The following is a 25178-nucleotide window of genomic DNA, read 5'->3' as shown; positions in this document are numbered from 1 at the left end:
ACCTAGCATTTTTTACCGAACAGATCATATTTTAGCGGTGGGATATCTAATAGGTACGTTCCAATACGCCCTTATATAGCAAGGGGTATAGGCGCAAACGTTTGCCAATGTAATCATCGGCTAAAATTTGCGCACAGATTTGATCTACATCGTTACTTGCTTCAAATACCCAATCAAAGCGCTCAATAGCAAGCAAAAAGCCACGCTTGAGGAACTGTTGTTCGCGATAGTAGCTAAGGTTTTCGCGAATAATATCTAACTTACTTGGGTTAGTTTTTAGTTCATTAATAACTTGGTTGATAAATGCCTGCTGTTGCTTTGATTCAGCTTTTACCCGTCGTTTCATTACTTCTTTACAGTTCCTGTTCTGCGATATAAAGCACTTTCTTTAAAAAGTCTTCTTTGTTCTTTTCATGTTGATAGTCAAGGTGGTAAGTATTATGAAAGCCAAAGCGCAGTAACACACCACTGCCTTTTAGATATACCGTATAACCATCGATATCCGAAAAAGCGCAAATACCCTCATAAAGCTTTCCATCTTCATGATCTTCACCGTGTTGAATGATTTTTTCATACACAGATAGAATTAATTTACCGTCTAGCTCATTTTTCATGATGACTCCTTTTTGAAGTAATACGTTTCAGATCTATAAAAAGTTTAGTGTTATTTTATGCAGGTATTAAACGTGCTGTGTGTTTTTATAACCTTACTTTGCGATAAATCACTAAAATCACATTTAGATAGCAGATGTCGAAAATTTACAATATTTTCTCTTACCTTAAACTTAAGATAGATTTTATTTTAGGGACACACAATGAAATATAAGTTTATACCCCTGATACTACTAACAGGCTTGTTGCTTGTAAGCCAAAGCACATCGGCAAATACAGCCCCTTTGGTTTTAGAAAATGAAGCAGGGAAAATAGTCAAACTTCACAGTTACTTGGGCGAAAAACCCGTTTACTTAAAGTTTTGGGCGACTTGGTGCAAGCCATGTATGGAGCAAATGCCACATTTTCAGCATGCATATGAGCAATATGGCGATAAAATTCAATTTGTGGCTATTAATATTGACCTTAATGATGACGCAGACGCTGTTGCTAAGGTTAAAGAGCGTTTTTCACTCACTATGCCACTATTTACTGATCACACAGCCCAGGTTGCTAAACATTATGAATTTATGGGCACCCCGTTTCATGTGTTGATTGATAGTGATAAAAAGGTGATTTTTCAGGGCCACGAAGCAGATAAACCGCTTGATAACACATTACGTTTGTTATCACACAATGGCAAAGTTGATAAAGCGCGTTTACTAGGCGAAAAGCAAGGCCAAGCGACTCCTTTGGTAATTCCGAACAAAGGTAAAAAAGCCGTGCTGTTCACCGCTACGTGGTGCGACTGGTACTTAGCCGACACGCGCCCTGCAATGGCAAAACAGTGTGTACTAGCGCAGCAACACATTAATAAGCTGGCAGAGCAAGGAATTGATGTCGAGGTTAAAGTGAGTCAGCTGTGGACTGATCAAAGTGCAGTGCAAGAATATGTTGATAAATTCTCTGCAACTATGCCGGTTTCAATCGATTATGGTAATGATTTATTTATCGAAAATGGCATTAATTCAGTACCCAGTTTACTTCTCTACAACGATGGAAAATTAGTTTCTAAGCATGCTAAATTTTAGCTCAAAACCGCTTAATTTTACTTTGTAATTATGCAAATTTAGCCTATGCTCAAGGCTCATTTAACAGTGAGCCTAGAGCATGATAGATAAGGCATTATTAGCAAAAACACGCGAGTTATCTGACCGATTAATCGCATTGCAAACACCCATTCGTATTCTTGATGCGATCAACTGGGATAAACAAATCAAAGAAGAGTTTTTTAAGCATAAATGCCAAAAGAACCCAACGGTTGATCAAGCCTATTACCAACAGCGTGATCTTGGTTTTGTACCAAGCGAGTTGCGCCGCGCGTTTTCTGATTTAAATCGCGATATCATCAGCCAGTTAGGGCAGCTAAACCCAATTGCCCAATACATGAGCAAGATGTGCACTGAATATAAAACAGTACTCAGTATGATTGAGTATCGTGGTACCCCTGAATTTCATGATTTGTCAGTTGAGTTGTTCGGTCATCCCAAGGATTTATTCCATGCAGGGGAGCCTTCACTTTCTGAGCTTGCAACCATGCTTGAGCAGCCGCTAAAGAGTATGCTTGATGCGGATATTTTACCGGATGATCCAAAAAACATAGATGCACAAGATGCAGTGAAAATTCTAGCATCACAAGTGGCTCAAACGATGCCGGGTATCGATGTTGAGGTTATTCTGAGCGACGGTATTGTGAGTGATGCTGCGGCAGGTGCAAATAATATTAAACTTAATCAAGATGTTAAATTCTCTCAAAGAGAGCTAGATATTCTAGAGGTGCATGAAGGCTGGATTCATGTGGGGACCACGCAAAACGGTCTTGCTCAGCCCTATTTAACCTGTTTAAGTAAAGGCACACCGAGCTCTACAGTGACCCAAGAGGGCCTTGCTGTCTTAACCGAAATTATTACTTTAAAGTCGACGCCACGACGTTTAGCAAAATTAGTGAACCGTATTCAAGGTATTACTAAGGTTATTGATGGCGCGGAGTTCGTTGATATTTATCGTGATTATGTAGCGCAAGGTTTGAGTAAAGACGACAGTTATACGCTTACTCAGCGGGTGTTTAGAGGCAGTACAGCAACAGGCTTACCTTTTACCAAAGATATCGCCTACATCAAAGGTTTCGTGTTGGTGTATAACCTTATTCGGGTTGCCATTCAGTTAGGTCGAATTGATCAATTGCACTTGTTATTGGTCGGTAAAATCTCAATTGATGATTTTAGACTGATATCGCAATTACATGATTTAGGTGTGATTGAAGACCCTAAATTTATTCCGCCACACTTTAAAGACTTACGAGGCCTAGCAACCTGGCTAAGCTTTGGCCGTTTTATCGGTAACTTGTCGTTTGAGCAATTAGAAAACGACTATAAACCACTCTTTATTTGAATAAATATATAAAAAAATGCAGCTGGAATGAGCAGCTGCATTTTAAGAGTTAAAGCATGTTGCCTTACATGCTTTTAGTCGAGGAAACGATTAACCGGTGAGTGCGTCAACCTGCACTACATCATTCAGTACGATAACTTCTGCACGTTTGAAGAAGTTAAAATCTGTTGCGGTTGCTAATGTGTAAGCACCCATCATACGGCTGATGATTAAATCACCATTGTTTAATTTTGGTAGCATGATTGACTCACTTACTAAGTCGATGCTATCGCAAGTTGGGCCTGCTAATACTGACTCTACGCGCTCGTTTGATTGCTTTAACGAGTCGATAGGGTACGAGGCTTCATCGAACAATAAACCACTGAATGAGCCGTAAATACCATCATCTAAATAGTACCAAGGCTTGCCATCACGAACTGCTTGACCCATTACTGATGCAACACTGGTTACAGCACTGGCTACAATAAAGCGACCTGGTTCAGCAATTACGCGAACTGTCTCTGGTAACTGTGCTAAGGCATCATTAATAGGCGCACAAAACTCATCAATTGGCAGCACGTCTTTGTTGTAAGGCACTGGGAAACCACCGCCAATATCAAGCGTACTAAGCGCTGGTAATCCTAATGTGGCTACGTCGTTAATCACTTGGTTACATGCAGCAATAGCAGTGACATATTTAGCTGGGCTTGCTGTTTGCGAGCCAACATGGAACGACAACCCTTTGATACGAATACCTAATTGTTGCGCGTAGCTAATGATTTCAATGGCCATTGCTGGGCTGCAACCAAATTTTTTCGATAAATCTGCGAAAGCTTCCGCATTACGAAAACTTAAGCGAACAAGTAACTCAACCTGGTCTTTGTATGCAATGAACTTTTCTAGTTCGTTGATGTTATCTACCACAAACACATTGCAACCGTATTCAAGTGCATCACGAATATCACGATCACGTTTGATTGGGTGCGTGTGAATCGTACGGTCACTTGGTACGCCTTGGCTGGCGACTAAGTCAATTTCACCGCTGGTTGCTAAATCAAAGCTGGCACCTTCTTCTAAAAGCGTACGAACAACCGCTGGATGAGGCAGTGGTTTTAATGCAAAGTGTAAAGCAACGCCAGGTAAAGCACGGCTTAATGCACGGTATTGATGACGAACTGATTCACAATCTAGCACCATTAATGGCGCGCCATGTTGTGCAACAAGTTGCTCAATAAATTGGTTTGATGGTTGTGCGACTGGTTCGTTTGCAGCAACCGACGCTGCAGGTACTTTGATTGTTAAGTCTTGTGTAAGTGGTGAAATAGCCATTTTACTCTCCGGCAATTAAGCAACTGCTCGGAAAAATGGAAGTCCGAGTCAGTTGAGTGTTATTAAGCGCACAGTATGTTCTGTGCAATCAAATACACTCTTGGATAGTTGCTCTATCGCCTTGCTACAAACAGAGTTTGTAATGTACTCGGATTGGCTATCATCAAGAAGCGGCGAGATAATAGATCTGCTTTTTTATTTGCGCAAGTATTTTTTTATAATATTTCGAGTTATTTTTGTACAGCAAATCGAGTTGGCTTAGTCACTGTTTTCGAAGCGTATTCCATAGCTTTGTGTATAAATGTTGAGCATGGCTTTTGCGTCATCTGGGTGATTACTTTGGTTGTGTAATTGCTGAATATAGGCAGCCATTTCTGCACTTTTCATATATTCATCGATAAGTGCAATGGCACGATAACCCGCCGCGGTTTTACTGCAGGTAAAAAAGCCATTAATAAATTGAGGGTATTCTTTTATCGTTCGTGAGCTGAGCAATTTTAATTGCTGCGCGTCTAGGTGCGAATATAAAGACTCTCGATACGCGACGATATAATCAATACGTCGATTTAGTAGTAACTTACTTAATTGTAAAAACGGGTTTTCACCATAAATACGGGCTATTTTCGTATTATGCTTGTCAAAAATAGGGTCCAGTTGTTGGTAGCTTGTAGAGCCTATAACACCAAAAATTTGTTTATTTGCTAAAAGGCTTTCAACGGATGCAGAAGATGGAAGGTTCTCGATATTCGGTTTTAAAGCGAACAGTTGTCTTTGCATGTGCATATACGTAGGCACGTTTGAAAACAACATGTTTTTAGCTCGTTCGGGTGTCTTAATCGCATTGTAAGTACAACTCGTTTTTTCGCTTGCTAGGCGTTTCATTAACCGAGCGTGATTAGTTAATTGGACACTTAGCTGAAATTCATCACTTAACGCAGGTTCAATCACTTTATAAAAGTGTTGATTTATGTTCTTTTCGTCATACTCATTCGCAAAATAGGAAGGAGTTAGAATAGTTAAAGAACTCTTTTCATTGGCTTTAACAGTTATACTAATAAAGGTTACAACAAGTACTAAAGGAAGGTTAAATACCCAAGCCATTTGATAAAAAAAACGATTTTTTTGATAGTTAAACGCTAGTTTTTTCATAATGACCTGAGTATTAAAATATAACTTACTTATCGAGCATTGGTGCTCTCAAAAATTTTGTCAGCTGATGCTGCCACAAAACCTGTGTATAGCTCGCCATCTGGTTTTGCATAACGCAGAGCGAACTCATAAAAACAACTCGGTACAGCAACAACACCATCGCTAAACTCAACTTCGCTGTCATCAGCAAGAGTCGAAGATTGCTCAAGTAATACTTCTGGTGAACCTTTGATTTCACCGCCAGATGTATTTAGCGCAAAACCTGCATCTTTAAGTGCTTGGTTTACACTTTCGATATCATCGAATTTAGCCAATTCATTGATGCTCACAGTAAAGTGATTAGCACGGTAACCCCATGCTGACATCCATGCAGCGTATTCGCTTTCTGCTAGCAGCTTTTTGTAAGTGTCTGAACTTACTTGCCAGTGCGTACCTGAATATAGGAAATTATCCGCTGTTACAGCGTCTTCGTCAATCTGTTCAACCATGTCGTTAACGATAGCTTGTAATTCTTCTGAGCATTGCTCAACAAGTAATTCAGAAATGAAAACTTTAGGTTGCTTAGGATCTGAATGTTCGAAGTGCTTTGCGTATAGTTTTTTCGCTTCGAAATGGTACTCGCCGCATTCTTTGTAGCCAACTGCTAAAAAGTGCGCAGCTAGTTTCTCTAAACCGATTTTCTCATGGTTAAAAGTACGCAGTGCGATGTGATCGTTAATCACGTCATCTTTTTGTGTAGAGCCAAGTAACTCATGTACTTTTACCGCCGATGGCGTAACTGATAAATAGTTGTCCCATAGGTTTTCAAATAGGGCGTTTACATCTGTGTGCATGTTTAATTCCTTCAATTAAGGCGGCGAGGCCGCCAAACAATTATTCAATAATTAAGCCCGGCGCAAGGGTCTGTGGTAAGTTAACTTTTTCGGCTTCAACAGAAGCAACAGGGTAAGCACAGTAGTCAGCAGCGTAATAAGCGCTCGCTCTGTGGTTACCACTAGCACCAATACCACCAAACGGTGCAGCGCTTGATGCGCCTGTAATTGGTCGGTTCCAGTTAACGATACCGGCACGAATACGTTTTAAGAAATGTTGGTAGTCATCGCTATCATCACTTAATAAACCAGCAGATAAACCAAATGAGGTGTTATTTGCTTCATTAATCGCGCTATCGAAATCTGTGTAGCGATAAACCTTGATAAGAGGACCGAAGTGCTCTTCATCAGGCATATCTTTAACAGCCGTTACATCAATAATACCCGGGCTTACAAAACCAGTACCCGGTTCAAGATGCTTAAGTTCGACAAGAGAGGTTGCTCCCATATCAAGTAACTGCTGCTGAGCTGCAACCATACCTAAAGCCGCTTTTTCGCTGATCATTGCACCCATGAACGGTTGATCTTCGCTAAAGCTGTCGGCTACTTTGATGTTTTTTGTTGCAGCAATTAATTTTTCTAAAATTGCATCGCCATTTGCCGAGTTCTCGATGAATAAACGACGAGAACAGGTACAACGTTGGCCAGACGTAATGAAACCAGACTGGATAATGTCGTGAACAGCCGCACTTACATCTGCGACATCTTTTACGATCAGTGGGTTATTACCGCCCATCTCTAGCGCTAAGATTTTACCTGGATGACCTGCAAATTGCTTATGTAATAGGTGACCTGTATTTGAGCTACCCGTAAAGAATAAGCCATCGATATCTTGGTGAGATGCCAAAGCAATACCTGTGTCAACTTCACCTTGAACAAGGTTGATGACACCGGATGGTAAGCCTGCTTTTAGCCAAAGCTTTAAGGTGAACTCAGCAACATGAGGCGTTAGTTCTGATGGCTTAAATACAACTGTATTACCCGCTAAAATAGCTGGCACAATATGGCCATTTGGTAAGTGACCCGGGAAGTTGTAAGGACCAAACACCGCAACAACACCATGTGGCTTATGACGAATAAACGCTTTAGCGCCAGGCATTGGATTTTCTGTGGTACCCGTACGTTCGTTATAGGCTCTGACCGAAATGGCGATTTTACCCGTCATTGCACCTACTTCGGTACGTGTTTCCCAAAGCGGTTTACCTGTTTCACGGGCGATGATCGTTGCAAACTCTTCGCTATGCTCTTTAAGCTCTGCTACAAAGTTTTCAAGAATAACGATACGCTCTTCAAGAGTCATATCAGCCCAGCCTAGCTGCGCATTACGAGCTGCTTTAATTGCATCGGCGACTTGTTCAGCCGTGGCTGTTTTACCTTGCCAAACAACCTCGCCATTACTTGGGTTGATTGAACTAAAATCATGACCAAGGCCTGCTTGCCATTGGTTAGCAATAAGTTGAGTTGTTACACTCATTTTAAACTCCTTAAGTGGTTACAAACGGAAGAACCGTGCTGCATCCCCTTGTTTTAATTTAAGTGCATCTGCCACTTCTTGGCTGACGATTAATGTGTGCTTAGCGTGGTTGTAATGAGCATGTTTGGTGAATGTGGCTCTAAAGTCATTCACGCCTTGGTTGCAAATAGCTAATGTATCTGAGCTTTGCTCATTGATATGCGCAAGCTCACCAATGCTGATAGGGCACACTTGTGACTCACGGACACTGCGAATATTGCCAAGCTTTGCTTCAACCGTTGGCCCTGCATCGAATAGGTCAACATAACCACGGTGCTCAAACCCTTCTTTTTCCAAAAGTTTAAGCGCAGGCTTGGTTTTTTCATGAACCTTACCAATCACAGCTTGGGCTTTTTTGCTCAGTAAGTTGGCATAAATAGGGTACTTAGGCATTAACTCGCTGATGAAGACTTTATCGCCTAAACCCACTAAGTGATCAGCTTGTGGGAACTCAATACTAAAAAAGTGCTCTTGTAACCACTGCCAGAAAGGCGAGTGACCGTCTTCATCACTCACACCACGCATTTCTGCGATAATGGTGTCAGCAAAACGTTCGCTGTGTTGGGCCATAAATAAAAAGCGAGAACGTGATAAAAAGCGACCTGTTAAGCCTTTGCGATTTTGCTCCCGTAAGAACAAGGTACAAATCTCAGAGCAACCTGTGTAGTCATTACACATACTCAGAATATCAACCGTGTTATATACGTTGAGAGTAGGTGAATGGTGAACAGTTTTACCTTGGTGGTAATGATACAAAGGAACCGACATACCCACGGCAGCTTCGATAGCCGTTGTGCCGATAACGTCACCCGTTTCACTGTCTTCTAATACAAATAAGTAGGTTTCGTCTTGTGGTTTATTAATATCTTTTGCAAAACTGCGTTCAGCGCGTTCAATTTTTTCTTGTAGTAAATTGTCATCAACCGGTAACGAGGTAAAACCATGACCAGATTCAACAGCAATTTGTTTTAACGCAGCAAAATCATTTGCTGTTATAGGACGTAATACTTGCATTAAGTGCACTCCAATGGCGCATGCTTTGAGCATGCGCCAACTAGGATTAACCGTTTACAACGTCTGCAACCGCTTTTTCAAAGCGAGCTAAACCTTCTTTGATATCCTCTAATGGAATAACTAAAGATGGCGTAAAGCGCACAACGTTTGTACCAGCAACAAGGCTCATTAAACCGTGTTTAGTGCTTGCTACTAGGAAGTCACGTGCACGGCCTTCGAATTTGCTGTTAAGAACCGCACCTAATAATAGACCTTTACCACGTACTTCACTAAATACGTCGTATTTTTCGTTGATTGCTGCAAAGCCATCGCGTAAAAGTTGTTCACGCTCTTTAACACCAGCAAGTACTTCTTCGCTATTCACAGTATCAAAAGCCGCTTCTGCTACAGCACATGCAAGTGGGTTACCACCGTAAGTTGAACCATGTGTGCCTACTTTTAAATGCTCTGCAATGCTAGTTGTTGTGATCATCGCGCCAATTGGGAAACCACCGCCTAGCGCTTTTGCTGTAGTTAGGATGTCTGGTGTTACATCTAAACCTTGGTATGCGTATAAATCACCTGTACGGCCAACACCTGTTTGTACTTCATCAAAAATAAGTAAAGCATTGTGTTTGTCGCATAACGCGCGAACACCTTTAATAAATTCGTTCGTTGGCGAAATGATACCGCCTTCGCCTTGTAATGGCTCCATCATCACAGCACACGTGTTGTCGCTGATAAGTGCTTCAAACGCCGCTAAATCGTTATAGTCACAGTGATCGATTGCAGCAGGCTTAGGACCGAAACCATCTGAGTAAGCAGCTTGACCACCTACGGTAACAGTGAAGAATGTACGACCGTGGAAACCTTTGTTAAACGCGATGATTTGGTTCTTTTGCTCGCCGTGTACATCTAATGCCCAGCGACGCGCTAATTTTAATGCCGCTTCGTTAGCTTCTGCACCTGAGTTTGCAAAATATACTTTATCTGCAAATGTAGCGTCAGTTAACTTTTTAGCTAAGCGAAGTGCAGGCTCGTTTGTCATTACGTTTGATAAGTGCCAAATTTTTTCGCCTTGCTCTTTTAGGGCATTGACAAGAGCTGGGTGACAATGGCCTAAACAATTAACGGCAATACCACCTGCAAAATCGATAAATTCTTTACCGTTTTGATCCCAAACACGTGAGCCTTCACCGCGAACAGGAATCACCTCTGATGGGTTGTAGTTTGGTACCATTACGTCGTTAAAAAGTTCTCTTGTTACTTGCATTTATTGCACCTAAATCTGGCTTAGTATGAAAAAAGTTAAATTGCAAAAAATAGGTCAGTTAAGCCGTTCCTGCCTAATTAAGCACGATGAGATTATTTTTCTTATCTATTTTTCTTATTATCTGGGTTAGGGACTTAAATTTGCAGTGCTATTTTGTGAAAAATGACTAAAATAAAAAGCAAATTAACGAAAAGAGTAGTCAAAGTGATAACTTCACAAGATGAAAAACTATTAGCTATCTTAAGAACCAACGCGCGTGCGAGTATTTCTGACCTAGCGAGAGCGCTTAATTTATCGCGCTCAACTGTTCAAAGCAGAATGTTGAAATTAGAAGAAACAGGTGTGATCAAAGGCTACAGCGTAGACTATGGTGACGCCTATTTGAGCCAAATGGTATCGGCCCACGTTTCGATTAAAGTGAAACAAAAACTGACCACCAAAACGAATCTTGAACTAAAGCAGATTGATGCTATTTCACAGCTCTATGCAATTAGTGGTGAATTTGATTTGATTGCTGTTGTGCAAGCGCAAAACCTTGAAAAGTTAAGTCACCTATTAGATGACATAGGTAACTTAGATGGCGTAGAGCGAACAACGTCGTCTGTGATTTTAGAGACAAAGTTTAAGCGTTAACCCTTAATCAGGTAAAACCGCTTCTTTTGTCTATAATAACTGTTACTCGTTAGTTATTTAGGCTTGTATTGATGCTTGCTTCATTATTGCTGTCACTCACTGTAGCTCAGCCTTTTCAGTTAGGTACTAACTTACCAATTAACGCACCACACAACGCAATTACGCATGTTGAATGTATTTTCAAGCAAATCAATGTGCCATTTCACTTGCAGAAGTTACCTTGGTTAAGGGCTAAAAGGGAAGTGCAGCTAAATCGGCTCGATGGTTACTTTACCGCAAACCTGTTATCGCAAATGCAAGAGTATGGTGAGCTTTCTGCCCCGATGTTTTTAGAAAACTGGTACTGGTTTACCCATGCAGATTCAGCTTCAATAGCCGAACACGATCTTCGTTATGGCGTAGTAAGAGGGAGTCATCAGGCGGATTGGTATCAATTAACTAATCGGAAAATTGAAGTCGAAGTCAATACCACCCAAGAGCTTATAAAAGTATTTAAAAAGCAGCGGGTAGATAGAATTTTGCTTGATTTAGAAGAGTTTGAATTCAATGCTGTGCAGTTACAGATAAAGCCGGATGAATATACTCAAACATTCTATCGTTACGTACCTTTGGGTTTATTTGCAGCAAATAAAACACTCGAGGAGTTTCCTGAGTTTTTAAAAACCTTTAACAGCCACATAAGTAGCTGCTCACAAAGCCCTTTTGTGTTGTCAAAAATTGAAAAACTTACTTTAGTGCAAGGGCTTTTAGAAAAAATAAAGCAATTAGCGAATTCAGAACAGGTGCAGCAAGCAGTAATTAAAAGTAATCAGCAACCACTCGCACAGCAAGATCTCGAACAGCTTGATCATCAGTGGGCACAACAAGTCCGTGACAATACATCTATACTGGCAGAGCGCTACTTAAAACTTGAAGGTTCACAATTCTTACAAGTATGGCAAAAGCAGATGCTAGGTGTTATTACAGAAATAATTGTCAGCGATAAACAAGGTAAAAATGTCATTATTAGTGAAGTCACAACTGACTATTGGCAGGGTGATGAAGCCAAATTTTTAAATATGTACCAGCAAGATGATGACTATTACATTGATACAGTGGAGTTTGATGAATCGACTAAACACTTTCAGGTACAGTTTAGTGTGCCCATATTTGATAAGGAAAATCAGCACATGGGAGTGCTGATATTAGGTGTAGATATCGAAAAAGCGCTCTCTAATAACGCACTTAGTCATTGATTGGTTTTGGGCGCTTTGCGAATGACTTTCTTTTCGACTTCATCGAGCTTTATAACATAGGCATTACCGCCAATGCCTTTAAACTCTTCGTCTGTAAAAACAATTGTGTTGTCATCGTAAAAAGTGATTGCTTCTTTTTGCGTTACGATCCCGAGATCAATACGAGATACATCTCCGGAAAAAAACTTATCGCCTTGGTAGTTTTCAAATAACCAAATGCTGGTTGAATCTAGTAGAACTAACTTGGTTCTATCAGGGCTTAGAGCCGCAGAAGTGATCCAACAAAGTTTTTCCATTGTGGTGCAAGTTTGAAACGAATCTATTAATTGTGCATCAAAGTTAGCCGCATGATCGCCAACTTTATACACTTTTGTAATACCATCAAATGGCTCAGTGCGATTTTTAGTAAATAAATAGAGGTGTCGGCCAAGGGCTACAAAGGCCTCCAAATCAAAGTTACGTTGATCTGGTTGGATTGGGCTGCCGTCCATTTCAGGATAAGTGAACTTGATTATCTCTGCTTCTGTGGTGTCGCTTTTGATATCGATAGGGTTTTCTATTTTATAAATAGTTAACCATTTTCTGTCGTTTTTATTATTGCCAAAGTCGCCCAAGAAAAAGTGACCAAATTTGTTTTGTGTCATATCTTCCCAGTCAATGTTTTTAGCATTGGTTACCAAAATTTCTTTTGCTATAGAGCCATCTTCATTAAGACGGTAAAGTTTTGGCTCGTCACCGCTGTCATTAATAGCCCAGAGTCGATTGAACTTATCAAATTCGATACCGGAGATTTCTCTCAGTTTTGGGTCTACCGTTAAACGTTTTTTGCTGTAAAGGGTATAAATAGAAGAGCCGACCAATAATCCAATGATGGTGACTGATAAGATAAAAACTGTAAGTAAGCTTTTTTTTAACATTAACAAGGGAATGGCTTTGAATAATGTCGTTAGTATAACTTACTAAAGCGGTTGCTGTATATTCCAAACCCCTGTTCCAGTAACAGACATAAAGTTAATGTTATCTTGCAATACTTTATGGCCAACATTAACAGACGACTCAGGGTGGCTCACTAGGTAGCCTTGAACACTGTTTATGCCCATCGATTTAACTAGTTCAAATTGAGCGAGTTCTTCAACTCCTTCGGCGACAACTTTAAGGCCGAGTTTTCGGCCAAGTTCACTGACAGAGTGCATTATTTCATTGTATTTAAGGTTGTCGTTAGCTTGCGCAACAAACAGTTTATCAAGTTTGATCACATCGATAGGTAAGTCTGCAAGAGTACTTAACGAGCTAAAACCGGTACCAAAATCATCAATCGCAATGGTGATCCCTTCGCTTCTGAGTTTTTCTAACGATTGAATAATCTTGTTGCTTGCTTTGATTAAGGTTGATTCGGTTATTTCTAGCATCAGCGCTTTTGCAGGCAGCCCCGTTTTGGCAAGCTTCTCCATGACCCACTCATAAATATCGTAATGTTTTAATTGCACGCCGGATATATTCACAGAAATAGATACTTTCTTCATCCCCGCATTATACCAAGCAGACATTTGCCTACATGATTCCAGCATGATCCAATCACCAAGTTCTAGTATCAGATTAGACTCTTCAGCAATGGGGATAAACTCATCAGGCGTGATTGAGCCTTCAACAGGGTGATCCCAGCGAACTAACGCTTCGAAGTAGTCAATGGCACAATCATCTACATGTACAATAGGTTGAAAAGACAAATGAAAACTGCTGCTAGCAATAGCAAGACGCATTTCTTCTAGCAAGTAATGATAGCGCCTAATCTTTTTACCCATTTCAGGAGAATAGACTTTAAAAATTCCACGACCATCTGTTTTGGCTCGATACATGGCAACATCAGCCATCTGCAGTAATGCTTGTGGGGTGGATGCACTATCTGGGTAAACCGCTATACCTATACTAGCGCTAATTTTGATTAGCTTGTTACCTAAGACAAAATCACGTTCGATTTCGTGCAGCACATTTTGTGCAACCTCTAATGCTTTGTCTTTATCATCTTTTAAGTTAATGAAAATAGAGAACTCATCACCACCAAGGCGTGCTAAGTTTTGTTCTAATTGACTAATTGGGGAAATATTACTTATTTTATGATGGCGTAAAACACTGCTCAAGCGTGTTGCTACTTGAATTAACACATCGTCACCAAAACTGTGACCAAAAGAGTCATTTACTTGTTTGAATCCATCTAAATCTATAAATAGTAAAGCACAGCTGAATTTATCCATCTCAGCAAGTCTCAATTGTTTGGCAAGGTGTTCTATATAGGCATGTCGGTCAATAAGGTGGGTTAACTTATCTTGATAAATACTGACTTCAGATTCACGTGTGTAATTAGTTATATGGGTTGTAAGTGTTTGAAAGTTAACTTGTAACTGTTCAAGCTGTGTATGCTTGTTTATACCTGATTCACTGGCTAAGTTTAGGCTGTTGAGTAATTCAATTGCTTTAGTATTGAGCATCTTGAGAGTGTATTTCTCATGATTATTTTGAAATCTTAAGTTAACTAACCAACTGATGGCTAATGCTAACAAGATTAAAATGATAATGTTTACCGGTGAGAATAATGTAGTGAGTATAAGATCCGAAGTCATCGCGGTTACGACTGACTCATTTGTTGTATTAATAACAATATAAGAAATATTATTATCGTAAACTAAATGCTGGCCACTTAACACGAGGTTATACCAAGGAGCTGTTACCACTGTAACATCTGTACCTTGGAAGGTATGTAGTTCTAAGCCTTTTGGCGCGTACATCAAATCATTGACCTGTTTAGTCAAGAAGATATTTAAGCCATATATAAAAGCTATTAAAGTTATAATACTTATTGATAAAGTTCGAAGAGCATTGGCCATACATTACTACCATTGTGGTGTCTTTGTTTTACAATAAAACCTCACCAGTTAATACATCGAGTATATTGTTTGTATCTAGATTAGACAAAACCTTTCTCATACTTTGGGGCATGGATGAGTATAGAATGTGAAAATTCATAGTCATTAGTGTTAATACTCTAAAATGTTTTTCTTATGCTAGTTAATTGAAGTCTTACTTTTATACTGCATTGTTGCTATTCATCGAGCAAACTTTAGCACTGGTACGATAAAAATGCTTAGATACTTTCATACTAATAATATTTATGGTTATTGTTTAGCTAAACAATAAGTCACCACTTAGTATTTATTTTATTATCTCTTCTCGCCATGTGTGGAATTTATTATTTTTTCGGCTGATTGTTAATTATTAAATGTTATATACCAACTTTTGATGTGGCCTGCTAGTTTTAACCTAGCTATTCTTGTGGTCAGAAAAAGTGGTTATAACATTACTGAAAAGCAGCACTGTTAATGCTTTCAGGGATTGGTAGTCCGTTCGAATTTACGCTTTTCTACTTATTGTGTTTGTATATGCACTGAGATAATTTTTAAAAACGTTAATTGGGTAGTGCGGGATTAGCGTCTGGTTTATAAAATTAAATTTGCGTTGCGTTTTATCATTTTTCATGTGATAAAAAATTAAAAATCAGTCAAAAATAAAGATTTTATTACCATCTTGTTTGTTAATTTATTTAACGAGGATGTACGGTGTAAATCTGTTTTGTCTTGTTTTTATAAATTGTTGGCAGTGTATTTTTGACGAACGAAGTTGTGTTTATTTTAGTATGATTGCTCTAACTTTTCACTTCAATTTTATTCACTTTACCCAATCTAAATTGTTATCTATTTTTTTATAAGTTGCGAATAGGGTTGATAAAAAAGGTACTGAAAATAAAGTATATTTTATTATCAACTTGGTTCAGTTATTGCTCGTAATAATACAGCAATATGATTGTTGTAGTTTTTGTGTGTTTTATGCACTATGGTGGTGCGAAAAACATACAGATGCACTGTCATAATGCGTAAATATAGGTTTGGTTTACTAGATTCAAACTTGATGTTTTAGTAAGCAAGTTTAGAAACCTGAAACGCACAGCTTCCGCTGAATGAGTCGTTGAATGCGGTACTGTGGCAAGGATTAATTTACCAATTGGTTGAATTGGAGCCCACTATGCTAAGTAAACGTTTTTTTAAAACTAAAGACGAAACAGAAGTTACCTTTGAATTTCAACACCCTGATGCTGATGATGTGCAATTAGTTGCAGAGTTCACAGATTGGCAGCCAGTGCCAATGAAGTTTAATAAAAAAGAACAAGTATTCAAATGCAAGCAGCGCTTACCGCTTGATCAAGAATTTCACTTCCGTTACTTAATCAATGGCGAAACATGGGACAATGACCACCAAGCAGATGGTTATATTCCTAACGGTTTTGGTACTGATAACAGCATTGTTAATACCCAACGCGCTTAGGTATTTTGATGCAGTCACTTTCGCAGTTATATTACCTGCATGGCATAGGCTATGAATATACTAAATACACTGGTGAGCATGTTATTTTCGATGAAAGTACACGCATGCAGGCACTTAGTTGTTGTGGTGTAGATACTCAGGATACTGATGCAGTTAACCAACTTAATTTTGCATTGGATGCAGGTACATGGCTGAATTTGTTGCCTCATACAAGCATTATTGAGGCACACCACCCAATTTTGAAAGTACGCGTTGATGAGCGTTTATTATCACGCTCATGTACTCTAAGCGTGCCTTCGCTTGATATTCATTTTACTTGTGAAAACTTACAAGGTTTAGCTATTCTTGGTGATTATGGTCTAAACGGTATTCGTTATCTTGAACTTGCATTGCCAGTTCCTGAAATGCCAATTGGTTATCATGATGCACTCATTACTGTGGCAGATCAGCAATCTCACAGTCAGCTTTGGATCACACCTAAAGAAAGCTTCTCTATTGATGACAAAAAGCGTTTGGGCTTATCCATTCAGCTTTATAGCTTATGCAATGAAGAGGGGTTAGGAATTGGTGACTTCGCTGACTTAACAAAGCTTATTAAAGCAGCCGCGACTAAAAACATGGATTATGTGTTGCTTAATCCACTGCATTTACTGTTTGAACACAGCCCAGAGAGGGCGAGTCCCTATAGTCCAAATAGCCGAGCGTTATTGAACCCGCTGTATATTGCAGTGTCATTATGCGAAGACGCCAAAAATAATAATGCACTTATTAAATTGTTAGCGGATAAACCGCAAACCGATGCGACTTACATTGATTATACATCAGTTAGTGACTTTAAATATCAAGTGTTTAGCTGTTTATATCAACACTTTTGTGAATTTGGCTCAGCAGAGCGAAAACAGCAGTTCACTCGTTTTTGTGAAACCCATAAACACAGTCTTGCAACTATGTTGGTTGGGGACCGTGATTATGCTAGCTATTTACAATGGCAAGCTCACCTTCAATTAAATATCTGCCAGCAAGCTGCCCGTGACAGTGGTATGGCAATTGGTCTTATTAATGACTTAGCCGTTGGCTGTGCAGGTGATGGTAGTGAGTTCAAGAGCCAAAATGAATTATTTGCCGAAAATGCACATGTTGGAGCTCCGCCAGACCCTTGGGCTGAACATGGTCAGAATTGGGGCTTACCGGCACTTAATCCACAAAAGTTAAGTAAAGACAATTTTGCTTTTTATCGCTCACTTATCCGCGCCAATATGGAAGATGTTGGTGGTCTTAGAATTGACCACGTTATGGCGATACGCCGACTTTGGTGGTGTTTTGAAAATAACTCCCAGCAAGATGGTTGTTATGTCTATTATCCCTTTGAACAACTATTAGCAATTCTAAAGATTGAATCTCACCTCAATCAATGTGTGGTGATTGGCGAAGATTTAGGTGTTGTACCTAATGAAGTGCGTGAAGCACTAAAAGCAAGTGCAATCTATTCAAACGGGTTGTTTTACTTTGAAAAGGACCACCAAGGTGAGTTTTTAGCGGCTGAGCATTTTGCTCCTCATAGTCTTTTAATGATAGCCAACCATGACGTACCACCATTTAAAGGCTGGTGGATTGGCCATGATATTACGATTAAACAACAATATGGTTTGCTTGATGATGAGCAAACTCGGGCTCAATTCGATGCGAGAAACATTGAAAAGCATCGTATGCTTAATTTTATCGCACGAGAGTCAAATCAGCATTTATCGTTAGAAACAGATGCCTTTACGGTTTATGAAGCGTTGGCATCCTCATTAGCGGCAGCACCAGCAAAGCTATTTACTATTCAAATAGATGACTTAGATCAGCAAATACTGCCTGTAAATATCCCCGGTACTGATAAAGAGTACCCAAATTGGCGGCGTTTATTGTCGCGTCCAGCGGCGCAGATTATCGAAGCGCAACAGTCATTCTTAGCCAATTTAATTTCGATAAGGAATCAATAATGCGAAGTCGTGTTCGTCAAGAGCAAAGTGCACAACCTGTTATTTATCAAAAACAAATCGATGCATTAGCCAGTGGTTGTTTTAGAGATCCTTTCAGCTTTCTTGGGGCGCATAAAAGTGGCCCTACAAGCTATGAAATTCGTTGCTTTTTGCCTGGCGCAAGCAGTGTTTCGATTCTGCTTGGCACAGAAAAAATCGTTGCGCAGCAACAAGGTGATAGTCATTTATTTATCGCAAATATCAAATCAAAAACTAAGCCTGACTACCAGCTAGATGTTAGCTATAGCAATGAATTTACTCATCAACAATACGATGAGTACAGCTTTGAAAGCAGCTTAGATGAACAGGCAATGTATCTGTTTAATGAAGGCAGTTTAGAGCATGCGTATCAACATTTTGGTGCACATTTTGTGACTCAACAAGGCGTTGATGGTGTTCGCTTTACAGTGTGGGCGCCGAATGCCAGTAGTGTATCGGTTATTGGTGAATTTAACTATTGGCAGCGTAATCGTCATTTTATGCGTTTTCATCCTGCCAGTGGGGTATGGGAGTTATTTATTCCTGGGCTTAAAGAGCATCAATGCTATAAATTTGCTATCACCACTCTAACAGGAGAAGTGCTTGATAAAGCCGATCCATTTGCGTTTAAGATGCAACAAGCACCGGGTACGGCGTCAGTGCTACAAAAGCTAAAAACAGGTATTCAGCTTTCTGAAAAGGCGTTAGCAAATCGTGCAAAACGAAACAGTATTGATGCGCCTGTTAGTATTTATGAAGTGCATGCGGGTTCTTGGCAAAGACGAGATGATGGCGAGCGCTATCTCACATGGCGTGAACTTGCTGATAATCTTATTCCTTACACAAAAGAGCTCGGTTTTACGCATCTACAATTAATGCCAATCAGCGAGTACCCATTTGATGGTTCTTGGGGTTATCAACCTGTTGGATTGTTTGCCCCGACCAGTCGCTATGGCAGCTTTGAAGATTTTGTTTACTTTGTCGAGCAATGTCACGAAGCCGATATTGGCCTTATTCTTGACTGGGTACCAGGTCATTTCCCAAGTGATCCCCATGGTTTACATCGTTTTGATGGCACCCATCTATACGAACATGCTGATATTAGGCAAGGTTTTCACCCTGATTGGAATACCTATATCTACAATTATGATCGCGCAGAGGTTCGTAGCTTCCTAATTGCGAATGCAATGTATTGGCTGCATGAATTTGGCATTGATGGTTTACGCGTTGATGCGGTTGCCTCAATGCTTTATCTAGACTATAGCCGTGAAGAAGGGCAGTGGGTTGCAAATCAATACGGTGGCAGAGAAAATTTAGGCGCCATTGAGTGCTTAAAACAAGTCAATATGCGCTGCTATGCAAAAAATCCGGGCATTATGATGGTGGCCGAAGAGTCAACAGCATGGCCTGGTGTTACGCGCCAAGTTGACCATGATGGTTTAGGTTTTGGTTATAAGTGGAACATGGGCTGGATGAACGACAGTTTGCATTATATGCAGCGCGATTCAATTTACCGTTCGCATCACCACCATGAAATGACGTTTTCAATGGTTTACGCCTACAGCGAGAACTACATTCTACCGCTTAGCCACGATGAAGTGGTGCATGGTAAAGGCTCATTAATTGAAAAAATGCCAGGGGATGACTGGCAAAAGTTTGCGAACTTACGTGCATATTATGCCTTTATGTGGGCACATCCAGGTAAAAAATTATTGTTTATGGGGGCAGAAATCGCCCAGCGTAAAGAGTGGAATCACGACCAATCGCTTGATTGGCATTTACTTGAACATATTAGCCACAGAGGCATGCAGCAAACGATTAAAGATTTAAATGCTGTATACACTAGCACGCCAGCTTTATACGAGCAGGATACAAGCCCTGCGGGTTTTGCGTGGCTTGATAGCAATAATGCTGAGCAAAGTATGTTTAGCTTTATTCGCTATGCAAAAAAAGCTGAAGACTTTGTGGTGGTGATCTGTAATTTAACGCCGCAGGTGTATCACGACTACGTGATTGGTGTGCCAAAAGCTGGTACCTATCAAGTTATTTTGAATACCGACAAAGAGGATTATTTTGGTTCCGGCGTTGAAGCAACTAATCATGCAGAGCAAATAATTGTAAGCCAAGCGAAAGAAAGTCATGGCTTTAATCAAAGTATTAGTATTTCTTTGCCTGGCCTTGCGACAATTTACCTTAAGAAGGTGAGCGATGAGTCATAGTGTCGAACTAGAAGTCGGTGTGAGCTCACCTTTAGGGGCGTCTGTTGTTGGTGAGGGCGTAAACTTTGCTGTGTACGCACCACAAGCACAGCATATGTCTCTGTGCTTATTTGATAGCAGCGGTCATTCAGAAATTCTTACCCTTGCGATGCATATGAACGAAGGTGGCATCTGGACACTGAAAGTGAGCCCTCTGAAAAGTGGCGCCTTGTATGGCTTTCGAGCTGATGGTGAGTACGCACCTGAAAAAGGACTATTTTTTAATAATCACAAATTGCTGTTAGACCCTTATGCCCGCGATTTGTATGGTGAGTTTACCTGGAGTGAACGTCACTATGGGCAAATGCCTGTAGGAAAGTTAAGTCAGGTTAATAATGCCATTGATATGCCAAAATCACGAGTCCGTGAACTGGCACCTTACACAGGTAAAAAACCGAATCACTGCTGGGGAAAAACGGTAATTTATGAGTGTCATGTGGTTGGTGCAACCTGCCGCCACCCTGAGATCCCAAAACCGTTACAAGGTAAGTTTTTAGGTTTAAGCCATCCTAGTTTTATAGAACATTTACGTACTATTGGTGTGACTTGCTTAGAGTTATTACCCGTTCATGCTTTTATCAGTGAGCAGTTTTTAACAGCCAAAGGCTTACAAAACTACTGGGGCTACAACACACTTAATTTCTTTACACCGCATAAAGAGTATCTGGTTAATGATGATATTAGCGAGTTTCAAGAAATGGTGGCGGCGCTTCACAAAGCAGATATCGAAGTAATACTCGATGTGGTTTATAACCACACTGCAGAGGCGGGCACAGATGGACCTATCTTGTCGCTACGTGGTTTAGACAATCTAGGTTACTACCGCACCGTTGCTGATAAACCCCAGCATTATATTAATGATACCGGCTGTGGTAACACCGTAAATATTGATTCGCCTCGCTCTTTACAGCTGGTACTTGATAGCTTGCGTTATTGGGTTGAAGTGATGGGGGTCGATGGCTTTCGTTTTGACTTAGCAACCATTTTAGCGCGTAACCCAAATGGCTTTAATCAGGCACATGCGTTTTTCCAAGCGATTAATCAAGACCCAGTACTAAGCCAAGTTAAACTGATTGCAGAGCCGTGGGATATTGGCCCAGGTGGTTACCAATTAGGGGCTTTTCCTGCGCCTTGGCGTGAATGGAATGATAAGTATCGCGATACGATAAGACGCTTTTGGAAACAAGAGCAGGGCGTAATTGGCGAGCTTGCAAAACGTTTACATGGTTCGTTTGACTTGTTTGAGCACAACCTACGTGGGCCACTTAACAGTATTAACTTTATCACCAGTCATGATGGCTTCACGCTGGCTGATTTAGTCAGCTACGAGCATAAACACAACGAAGCTAATGGTGAGCAAAATCGTGATGGCCACAGTGGCAATCACTCATTCAATTGTGGTGTCGAAGGGTTTACCAACGATCCACAAGTGAGCAAATTACGCTTACAACAACAAAAAAATATGCTGTTAACTTTGTTACTTTCTAAAGGCGTGCCTATGCTTTCATTAGGAAGCGAAATGGCACACTCACAAGGCGGTAACAACAACGCCTATTGTCAAAACAATCGTACAAGCTGGCTTGCATGGAAAGACTCTCAATTCAGTCATCCTCTGACTCGATTTATTGACGATGTACTGCGCATTCGTAAGCAGTTCAGCATTTTTAAACACCGCTTTTTTGTTCACGATAATGACCCACGTTATGAAGTCGCGTGGTTCACCGAATCAGGCTCCAATATGCAACAAGATGATTGGCATCAAGGTGATCGCCAAGTGTTGATATACAGCCTGACCGACAAGCATACAAATCAAGCTTTATTGATCATATTAAATGCAGGAGCAGAGCCGGTAACTTGCCAACTTCCTAGTTTAGATAAAGGAAAGTGGCAGTTAGCACTGACCAGCATTCATCCTATGTCAGCACAATTTGTTGATAAGGAACACCAGATTGCTGCAATGAGCAGCTGGGTTTTTACCGCCAATTCAGAGGATCTAAATCATGGCTAAAAATGCCGATCAAGTATGTATTGTAAAGGGCTGGCAGGATGCGCCTACAGTTGATGAAAGTACACTAGATGATGACTTATCACGCCATTTTTATTACACCCTTGGGCGTGACAAAGTGGGTAAATCACAGCTGTATTTATACCATGCATTAGCATTAACTATTCGTGACCGATTAGTTGCTCGTTGCCGTGTGACCAAACAGCAAATCCATGAACAAAAACGCCGTAAAACAGCTTACTTATCACTTGAGTTTTTAATGGGGCGTGCTCTTGGTAATGCGATTTTGAACTTAGACTTAGATGAGCAAGTCGCTAAAGCGTTACAAGAATACTGCACAGAGCTCGAGCAAGTTGCTGAGGCTGAGCATGATGCAGGCCTTGGTAATGGTGGTTTAGGGCGCTTAGCTGCATGCTTCTTAGATAGCTGTGCAAGCCTTGCACTACCTGTGGTTGGTTATGGTATTCGCTATGAATACGGCATGTTTAATCAAGCTATTGAAAATGGTCATCAAATTGAACAACCAGATAACTGGCTACGTGAGGGACACCCTTGGGAACTAAGTGCACCTGAGCAATCAAAGCGCGTAAAATTCTTTGGTCATGTTGAAAGTTATACTGATAAATATGGTCGTGAGCACCGTCAATGGCTAGATTCTCATGATGTTTTAGCTGTGCCTTATGATGTGCCAATTCCGGGTTACAAGAATGATATTGTAAATACCTTACGTTTATGGAAATCAGAAGCAACAGACGAATTTGATTTAAGCGAATTTAATGCGGGTAGTTACTCAGAAGCAGTAGCGCGTAAAAACTTAGCTGAACAAATTACCATGGTTCTTTACCCGAATGACAGCAGTGAGAACGGTAAAGAACTGCGTTTACGTCAGCAGTACTTCTTATCATCAGCGAGCTTACAAGACATTATTGACACGTGGGTTAGCAAACATGGCGAAGACTTCTCTGATTTTGCTGATTACCATGTTTTTCAATTAAACGATACGCACCCTAGTATTGCTGTTGCTGAGCTTATGCGTATTTTGGTTGATGAGTATGAGCTTGATTGGCAAGAAGCCTGGTCTATCACGACTAAAACTATGGCTTATACAAACCACACTTTGCTTCCTGAAGCATTAGAGAAGTGGTCAGTATCTTTATTTGCTCGATTATTACCGCGTATTTTAGAAATAATCTACGAAATCAATGCACGTTTCCTCGCTGAAGTTGCGTTAGCATGGCCAGGTGATGTTGAAAAACAACGTGCGCTATCGCTTATAGAAGAAGGCCCTGAGCCACAAATTCGCATGGCGTATTTAGCGATTGTTGGTAGCTATTCGGTGAATGGTGTGGCTGCACTTCACACTGAGCTACTTAAAGCGGGCCTATTCAATGAGTTTTATCAGCTATGGCCAGAGAAGTTTAATAACAAAACCAATGGTGTAACACCTCGTCGTTGGTTAGCACATTGTAATCCTGAGTTGGCTAAACTGCTTAATCAACATATTGGTGATGAATGGGTTGCAGACTTTAGTAAAGTTAGTCAGGTACGTCGTTTATATGACGACCCTAAATTCCATAAACAATGGCAAGCTGTAAAACACAGCAATAAGCAACGCCTTGTTGAGTTAGTGAAAAACCGCTGTGGCGTAGAGTTTGATGCCGAAATGATGTTTGACGTGCAAGTGAAACGTATTCACGAATATAAGCGTCAGCTATTAAACGTATTGCACGTTATTCACCTTTACGACCGTATTCGCCAAGGCGATACAGCAAACATTGTTCCTCGTTGTGTGCTATTGGGCGGCAAAGCTGCACCAGGTTACTACATGGCGAAGAAAATTATTAAATTAATTAATAACGTAGCAGAAGTGATCAACAAAGATCCGCTTGCTAAACCGTATTTAAGAGTTGCTTTTTTACCTAATTACAACGTGACAGCAATGGAAACTATTTGCCCAGCGACGGATTTATCTGAGCAAATTTCTACAGCAGGTAAAGAAGCATCTGGCACAGGTAACATGAAGTTCATGATGAACGGCGCATTGACTATAGGTACGTTAGATGGCGCTAACATCGAAATTCGTGATGCTGTGGGTGCTGACAACTTCTTCTTATTTGGTGCACGTGCAGAGCAAATTGATGATATCAAAGCGCACTATAACCCTGAGCAGATTATTCACCAAACTGACAGCCTCTATAAAGTAATGCAATTACTTGAGAGCGGTCACTTCAATTTGTTTGAGCCTAATTTATTTGACGACATTATTGCGGCAATTAAGAGCCCGCACGATCCATGGTTAGTTGCTCATGATTTTGCCAGCTTTGTAGAAGCGCAAGAGCAAGTTGAACAAGCCTACTTAGACACTGCTCACTGGACCAAAATGAGTATTTTGAATACTGCAGCCAGTGGCATGTTTTCGAGCGATAGAACCATTAGTCAATACAGTGACGACATCTGGCATTTGGAGCCATTACTGGATACTAGTGCACAGCAAAACACACAGAAGAAAAGCAGCTAGCT

The 25178-nt window shown here is 40.5% G+C and carries 19 protein-coding genes; 9 read left to right on the top strand and 10 right to left on the bottom strand.

Going from position 1 to position 25178, the window contains the following annotated elements; translation table 11 throughout:
* Positions 1 to 46: 46 nt before the first annotated feature.
* Positions 47 to 346, bottom strand: a complete 300-nt coding sequence (locus PASHI_RS11470) for a hypothetical protein (protein ID WP_062565702.1) — start codon at positions 344 to 346, stop codon at positions 47 to 49.
* A 7-nt stretch (positions 347 to 353) separates the two neighbouring features.
* Entirely contained in the window at positions 354 to 614 is a 261-nt protein-coding gene (locus PASHI_RS11465) for a DUF3081 domain-containing protein (protein ID WP_054554528.1), read from the bottom strand.
* A gap of 201 nt (positions 615 to 815) precedes the next feature.
* Between PASHI_RS11465 and PASHI_RS11460 the strand changes: the two genes are divergently transcribed.
* Both PASHI_RS11460 and PASHI_RS11455 read left to right on the top strand, forming a co-directional pair.
* The gene (locus tag PASHI_RS11460; RefSeq protein ID WP_062565701.1) at positions 816 to 1682 is read left to right on the top strand and encodes a TlpA family protein disulfide reductase; all 867 of its coding nucleotides are present in this window, start codon (positions 816 to 818) and stop codon (positions 1680 to 1682) included.
* Positions 1683 to 1761: 79 nt separating this feature from the next.
* On the top strand, positions 1762 to 3042 hold the full coding sequence (locus tag PASHI_RS11455) for a flavohemoglobin expression-modulating QEGLA motif protein (protein ID WP_062565700.1): 1281 nt from the start codon (positions 1762 to 1764) through the stop codon (positions 3040 to 3042).
* Positions 3043 to 3132: 90 nt separating this feature from the next.
* On the opposite strand, the gene PASHI_RS11450 is transcribed toward PASHI_RS11455, so the two are convergent.
* The 6 genes from PASHI_RS11450 to PASHI_RS11425 all read right to left on the bottom strand — a co-directional run bounded on the left by PASHI_RS11450 (position 3133) and on the right by PASHI_RS11425 (position 10150).
* Positions 3133 to 4350 carry a type III PLP-dependent enzyme gene (locus tag PASHI_RS11450; protein WP_062565699.1) on the bottom strand — a complete coding sequence of 406 codons (1218 nt, stop codon included), beginning with the start codon at positions 4348 to 4350 and terminating at the stop codon, positions 3133 to 3135.
* 258 nt (positions 4351 to 4608) lie between these two features.
* Positions 4609 to 5499 (bottom strand): transporter substrate-binding domain-containing protein, encoded by an 891-nt coding sequence (locus tag PASHI_RS11445; protein WP_062565698.1) that lies wholly within the window; start codon positions 5497 to 5499, stop codon positions 4609 to 4611.
* A gap of 29 nt (positions 5500 to 5528) precedes the next feature.
* Positions 5529 to 6332: a DUF1338 domain-containing protein gene (locus PASHI_RS11440; RefSeq protein WP_055021080.1), complete on the bottom strand. Its 804-nt coding sequence runs from the start codon at positions 6330 to 6332 to the stop codon at positions 5529 to 5531.
* Between the two features lie 40 nt (positions 6333 to 6372).
* Positions 6373 to 7845 carry a succinylglutamate-semialdehyde dehydrogenase gene (astD, locus tag PASHI_RS11435; protein ID WP_062565697.1) on the bottom strand — a complete coding sequence of 491 codons (1473 nt, stop codon included), beginning with the start codon at positions 7843 to 7845 and terminating at the stop codon, positions 6373 to 6375.
* 18 nt (positions 7846 to 7863) lie between these two features.
* On the bottom strand, positions 7864 to 8898 hold the full coding sequence (astA, locus tag PASHI_RS11430; protein WP_062565696.1) for an arginine N-succinyltransferase: 1035 nt from the start codon (positions 8896 to 8898) through the stop codon (positions 7864 to 7866).
* Positions 8899 to 8944: 46 nt separating this feature from the next.
* Positions 8945 to 10150 carry an aspartate aminotransferase family protein gene (locus tag PASHI_RS11425; protein ID WP_062565695.1) on the bottom strand — a complete coding sequence of 402 codons (1206 nt, stop codon included), beginning with the start codon at positions 10148 to 10150 and terminating at the stop codon, positions 8945 to 8947.
* A gap of 204 nt (positions 10151 to 10354) precedes the next feature.
* Here PASHI_RS11425 and PASHI_RS11420 point away from each other — a divergent pair, with 204 nt between their 5' ends.
* Both PASHI_RS11420 and PASHI_RS11415 read left to right on the top strand, forming a co-directional pair.
* Entirely contained in the window at positions 10355 to 10783 is a 429-nt protein-coding gene (locus PASHI_RS11420) for an Lrp/AsnC family transcriptional regulator (protein WP_054554593.1), read from the top strand.
* A 71-nt stretch (positions 10784 to 10854) separates the two neighbouring features.
* Entirely contained in the window at positions 10855 to 12018 is a 1164-nt protein-coding gene (locus PASHI_RS11415) for a hypothetical protein (RefSeq protein ID WP_062565694.1), read from the top strand.
* On the opposite strand, the gene PASHI_RS11410 is transcribed toward PASHI_RS11415, so the two are convergent.
* Both PASHI_RS11410 and PASHI_RS11405 read right to left on the bottom strand, forming a co-directional pair.
* Positions 12012 to 12935 carry a hypothetical protein gene (locus PASHI_RS11410; RefSeq protein WP_062565693.1) on the bottom strand — a complete coding sequence of 308 codons (924 nt, stop codon included), beginning with the start codon at positions 12933 to 12935 and terminating at the stop codon, positions 12012 to 12014. The genes PASHI_RS11415 and PASHI_RS11410 overlap by 7 nt on opposite strands.
* 42 nt (positions 12936 to 12977) lie before the next feature.
* Positions 12978 to 14801, bottom strand: coding sequence for a putative bifunctional diguanylate cyclase/phosphodiesterase (locus PASHI_RS11405; protein WP_425272498.1), 1824 nt, complete (start codon positions 14799 to 14801; stop codon positions 12978 to 12980).
* A gap of 1291 nt (positions 14802 to 16092) precedes the next feature.
* On the opposite strand from PASHI_RS11405, the gene PASHI_RS11400 reads away from it, so the two are divergent.
* Genes PASHI_RS11400 through PASHI_RS11380 form a run of 5 tightly spaced genes read left to right on the top strand, consistent with a single transcriptional unit; the run spans position 16093 to position 25176 of the window.
* Positions 16093 to 16392, top strand: coding sequence for an isoamylase early set domain-containing protein (locus tag PASHI_RS11400; protein ID WP_054562386.1), 300 nt, complete (start codon positions 16093 to 16095; stop codon positions 16390 to 16392).
* Between the two features lie 8 nt (positions 16393 to 16400).
* Complete coding sequence (gene malQ, locus PASHI_RS11395) at positions 16401 to 18377, top strand: 4-alpha-glucanotransferase (RefSeq protein WP_062565691.1); 1977 nt, start codon at positions 16401 to 16403, stop codon at positions 18375 to 18377.
* Positions 18377 to 20614 (top strand): 1,4-alpha-glucan branching protein GlgB, encoded by a 2238-nt coding sequence (glgB, locus tag PASHI_RS11390; protein ID WP_062565690.1) that lies wholly within the window; start codon positions 18377 to 18379, stop codon positions 20612 to 20614. Before malQ ends, glgB begins: the two co-directional genes overlap by 1 nt.
* Complete coding sequence (gene glgX / locus PASHI_RS11385) at positions 20604 to 22661, top strand: glycogen debranching protein GlgX (RefSeq protein WP_062565689.1); 2058 nt, start codon at positions 20604 to 20606, stop codon at positions 22659 to 22661. Before glgB ends, glgX begins: the two co-directional genes overlap by 11 nt.
* Positions 22654 to 25176, top strand: coding sequence for a glycogen/starch/alpha-glucan phosphorylase (locus tag PASHI_RS11380; protein ID WP_062565688.1), 2523 nt, complete (start codon positions 22654 to 22656; stop codon positions 25174 to 25176). Before glgX ends, PASHI_RS11380 begins: the two co-directional genes overlap by 8 nt.
* Positions 25177 to 25178: the final 2 nt, after the last annotated feature.

The organism is Pseudoalteromonas shioyasakiensis (genome assembly GCF_001550135.1).
Taxonomy (GTDB): Bacteria; Pseudomonadota; Gammaproteobacteria; order Enterobacterales; family Alteromonadaceae; genus Pseudoalteromonas; species Pseudoalteromonas shioyasakiensis.
The sequence above is the reverse complement of the archived record's forward strand: the minus strand, read 5'-3'. Positions and strand labels throughout refer to the sequence as shown.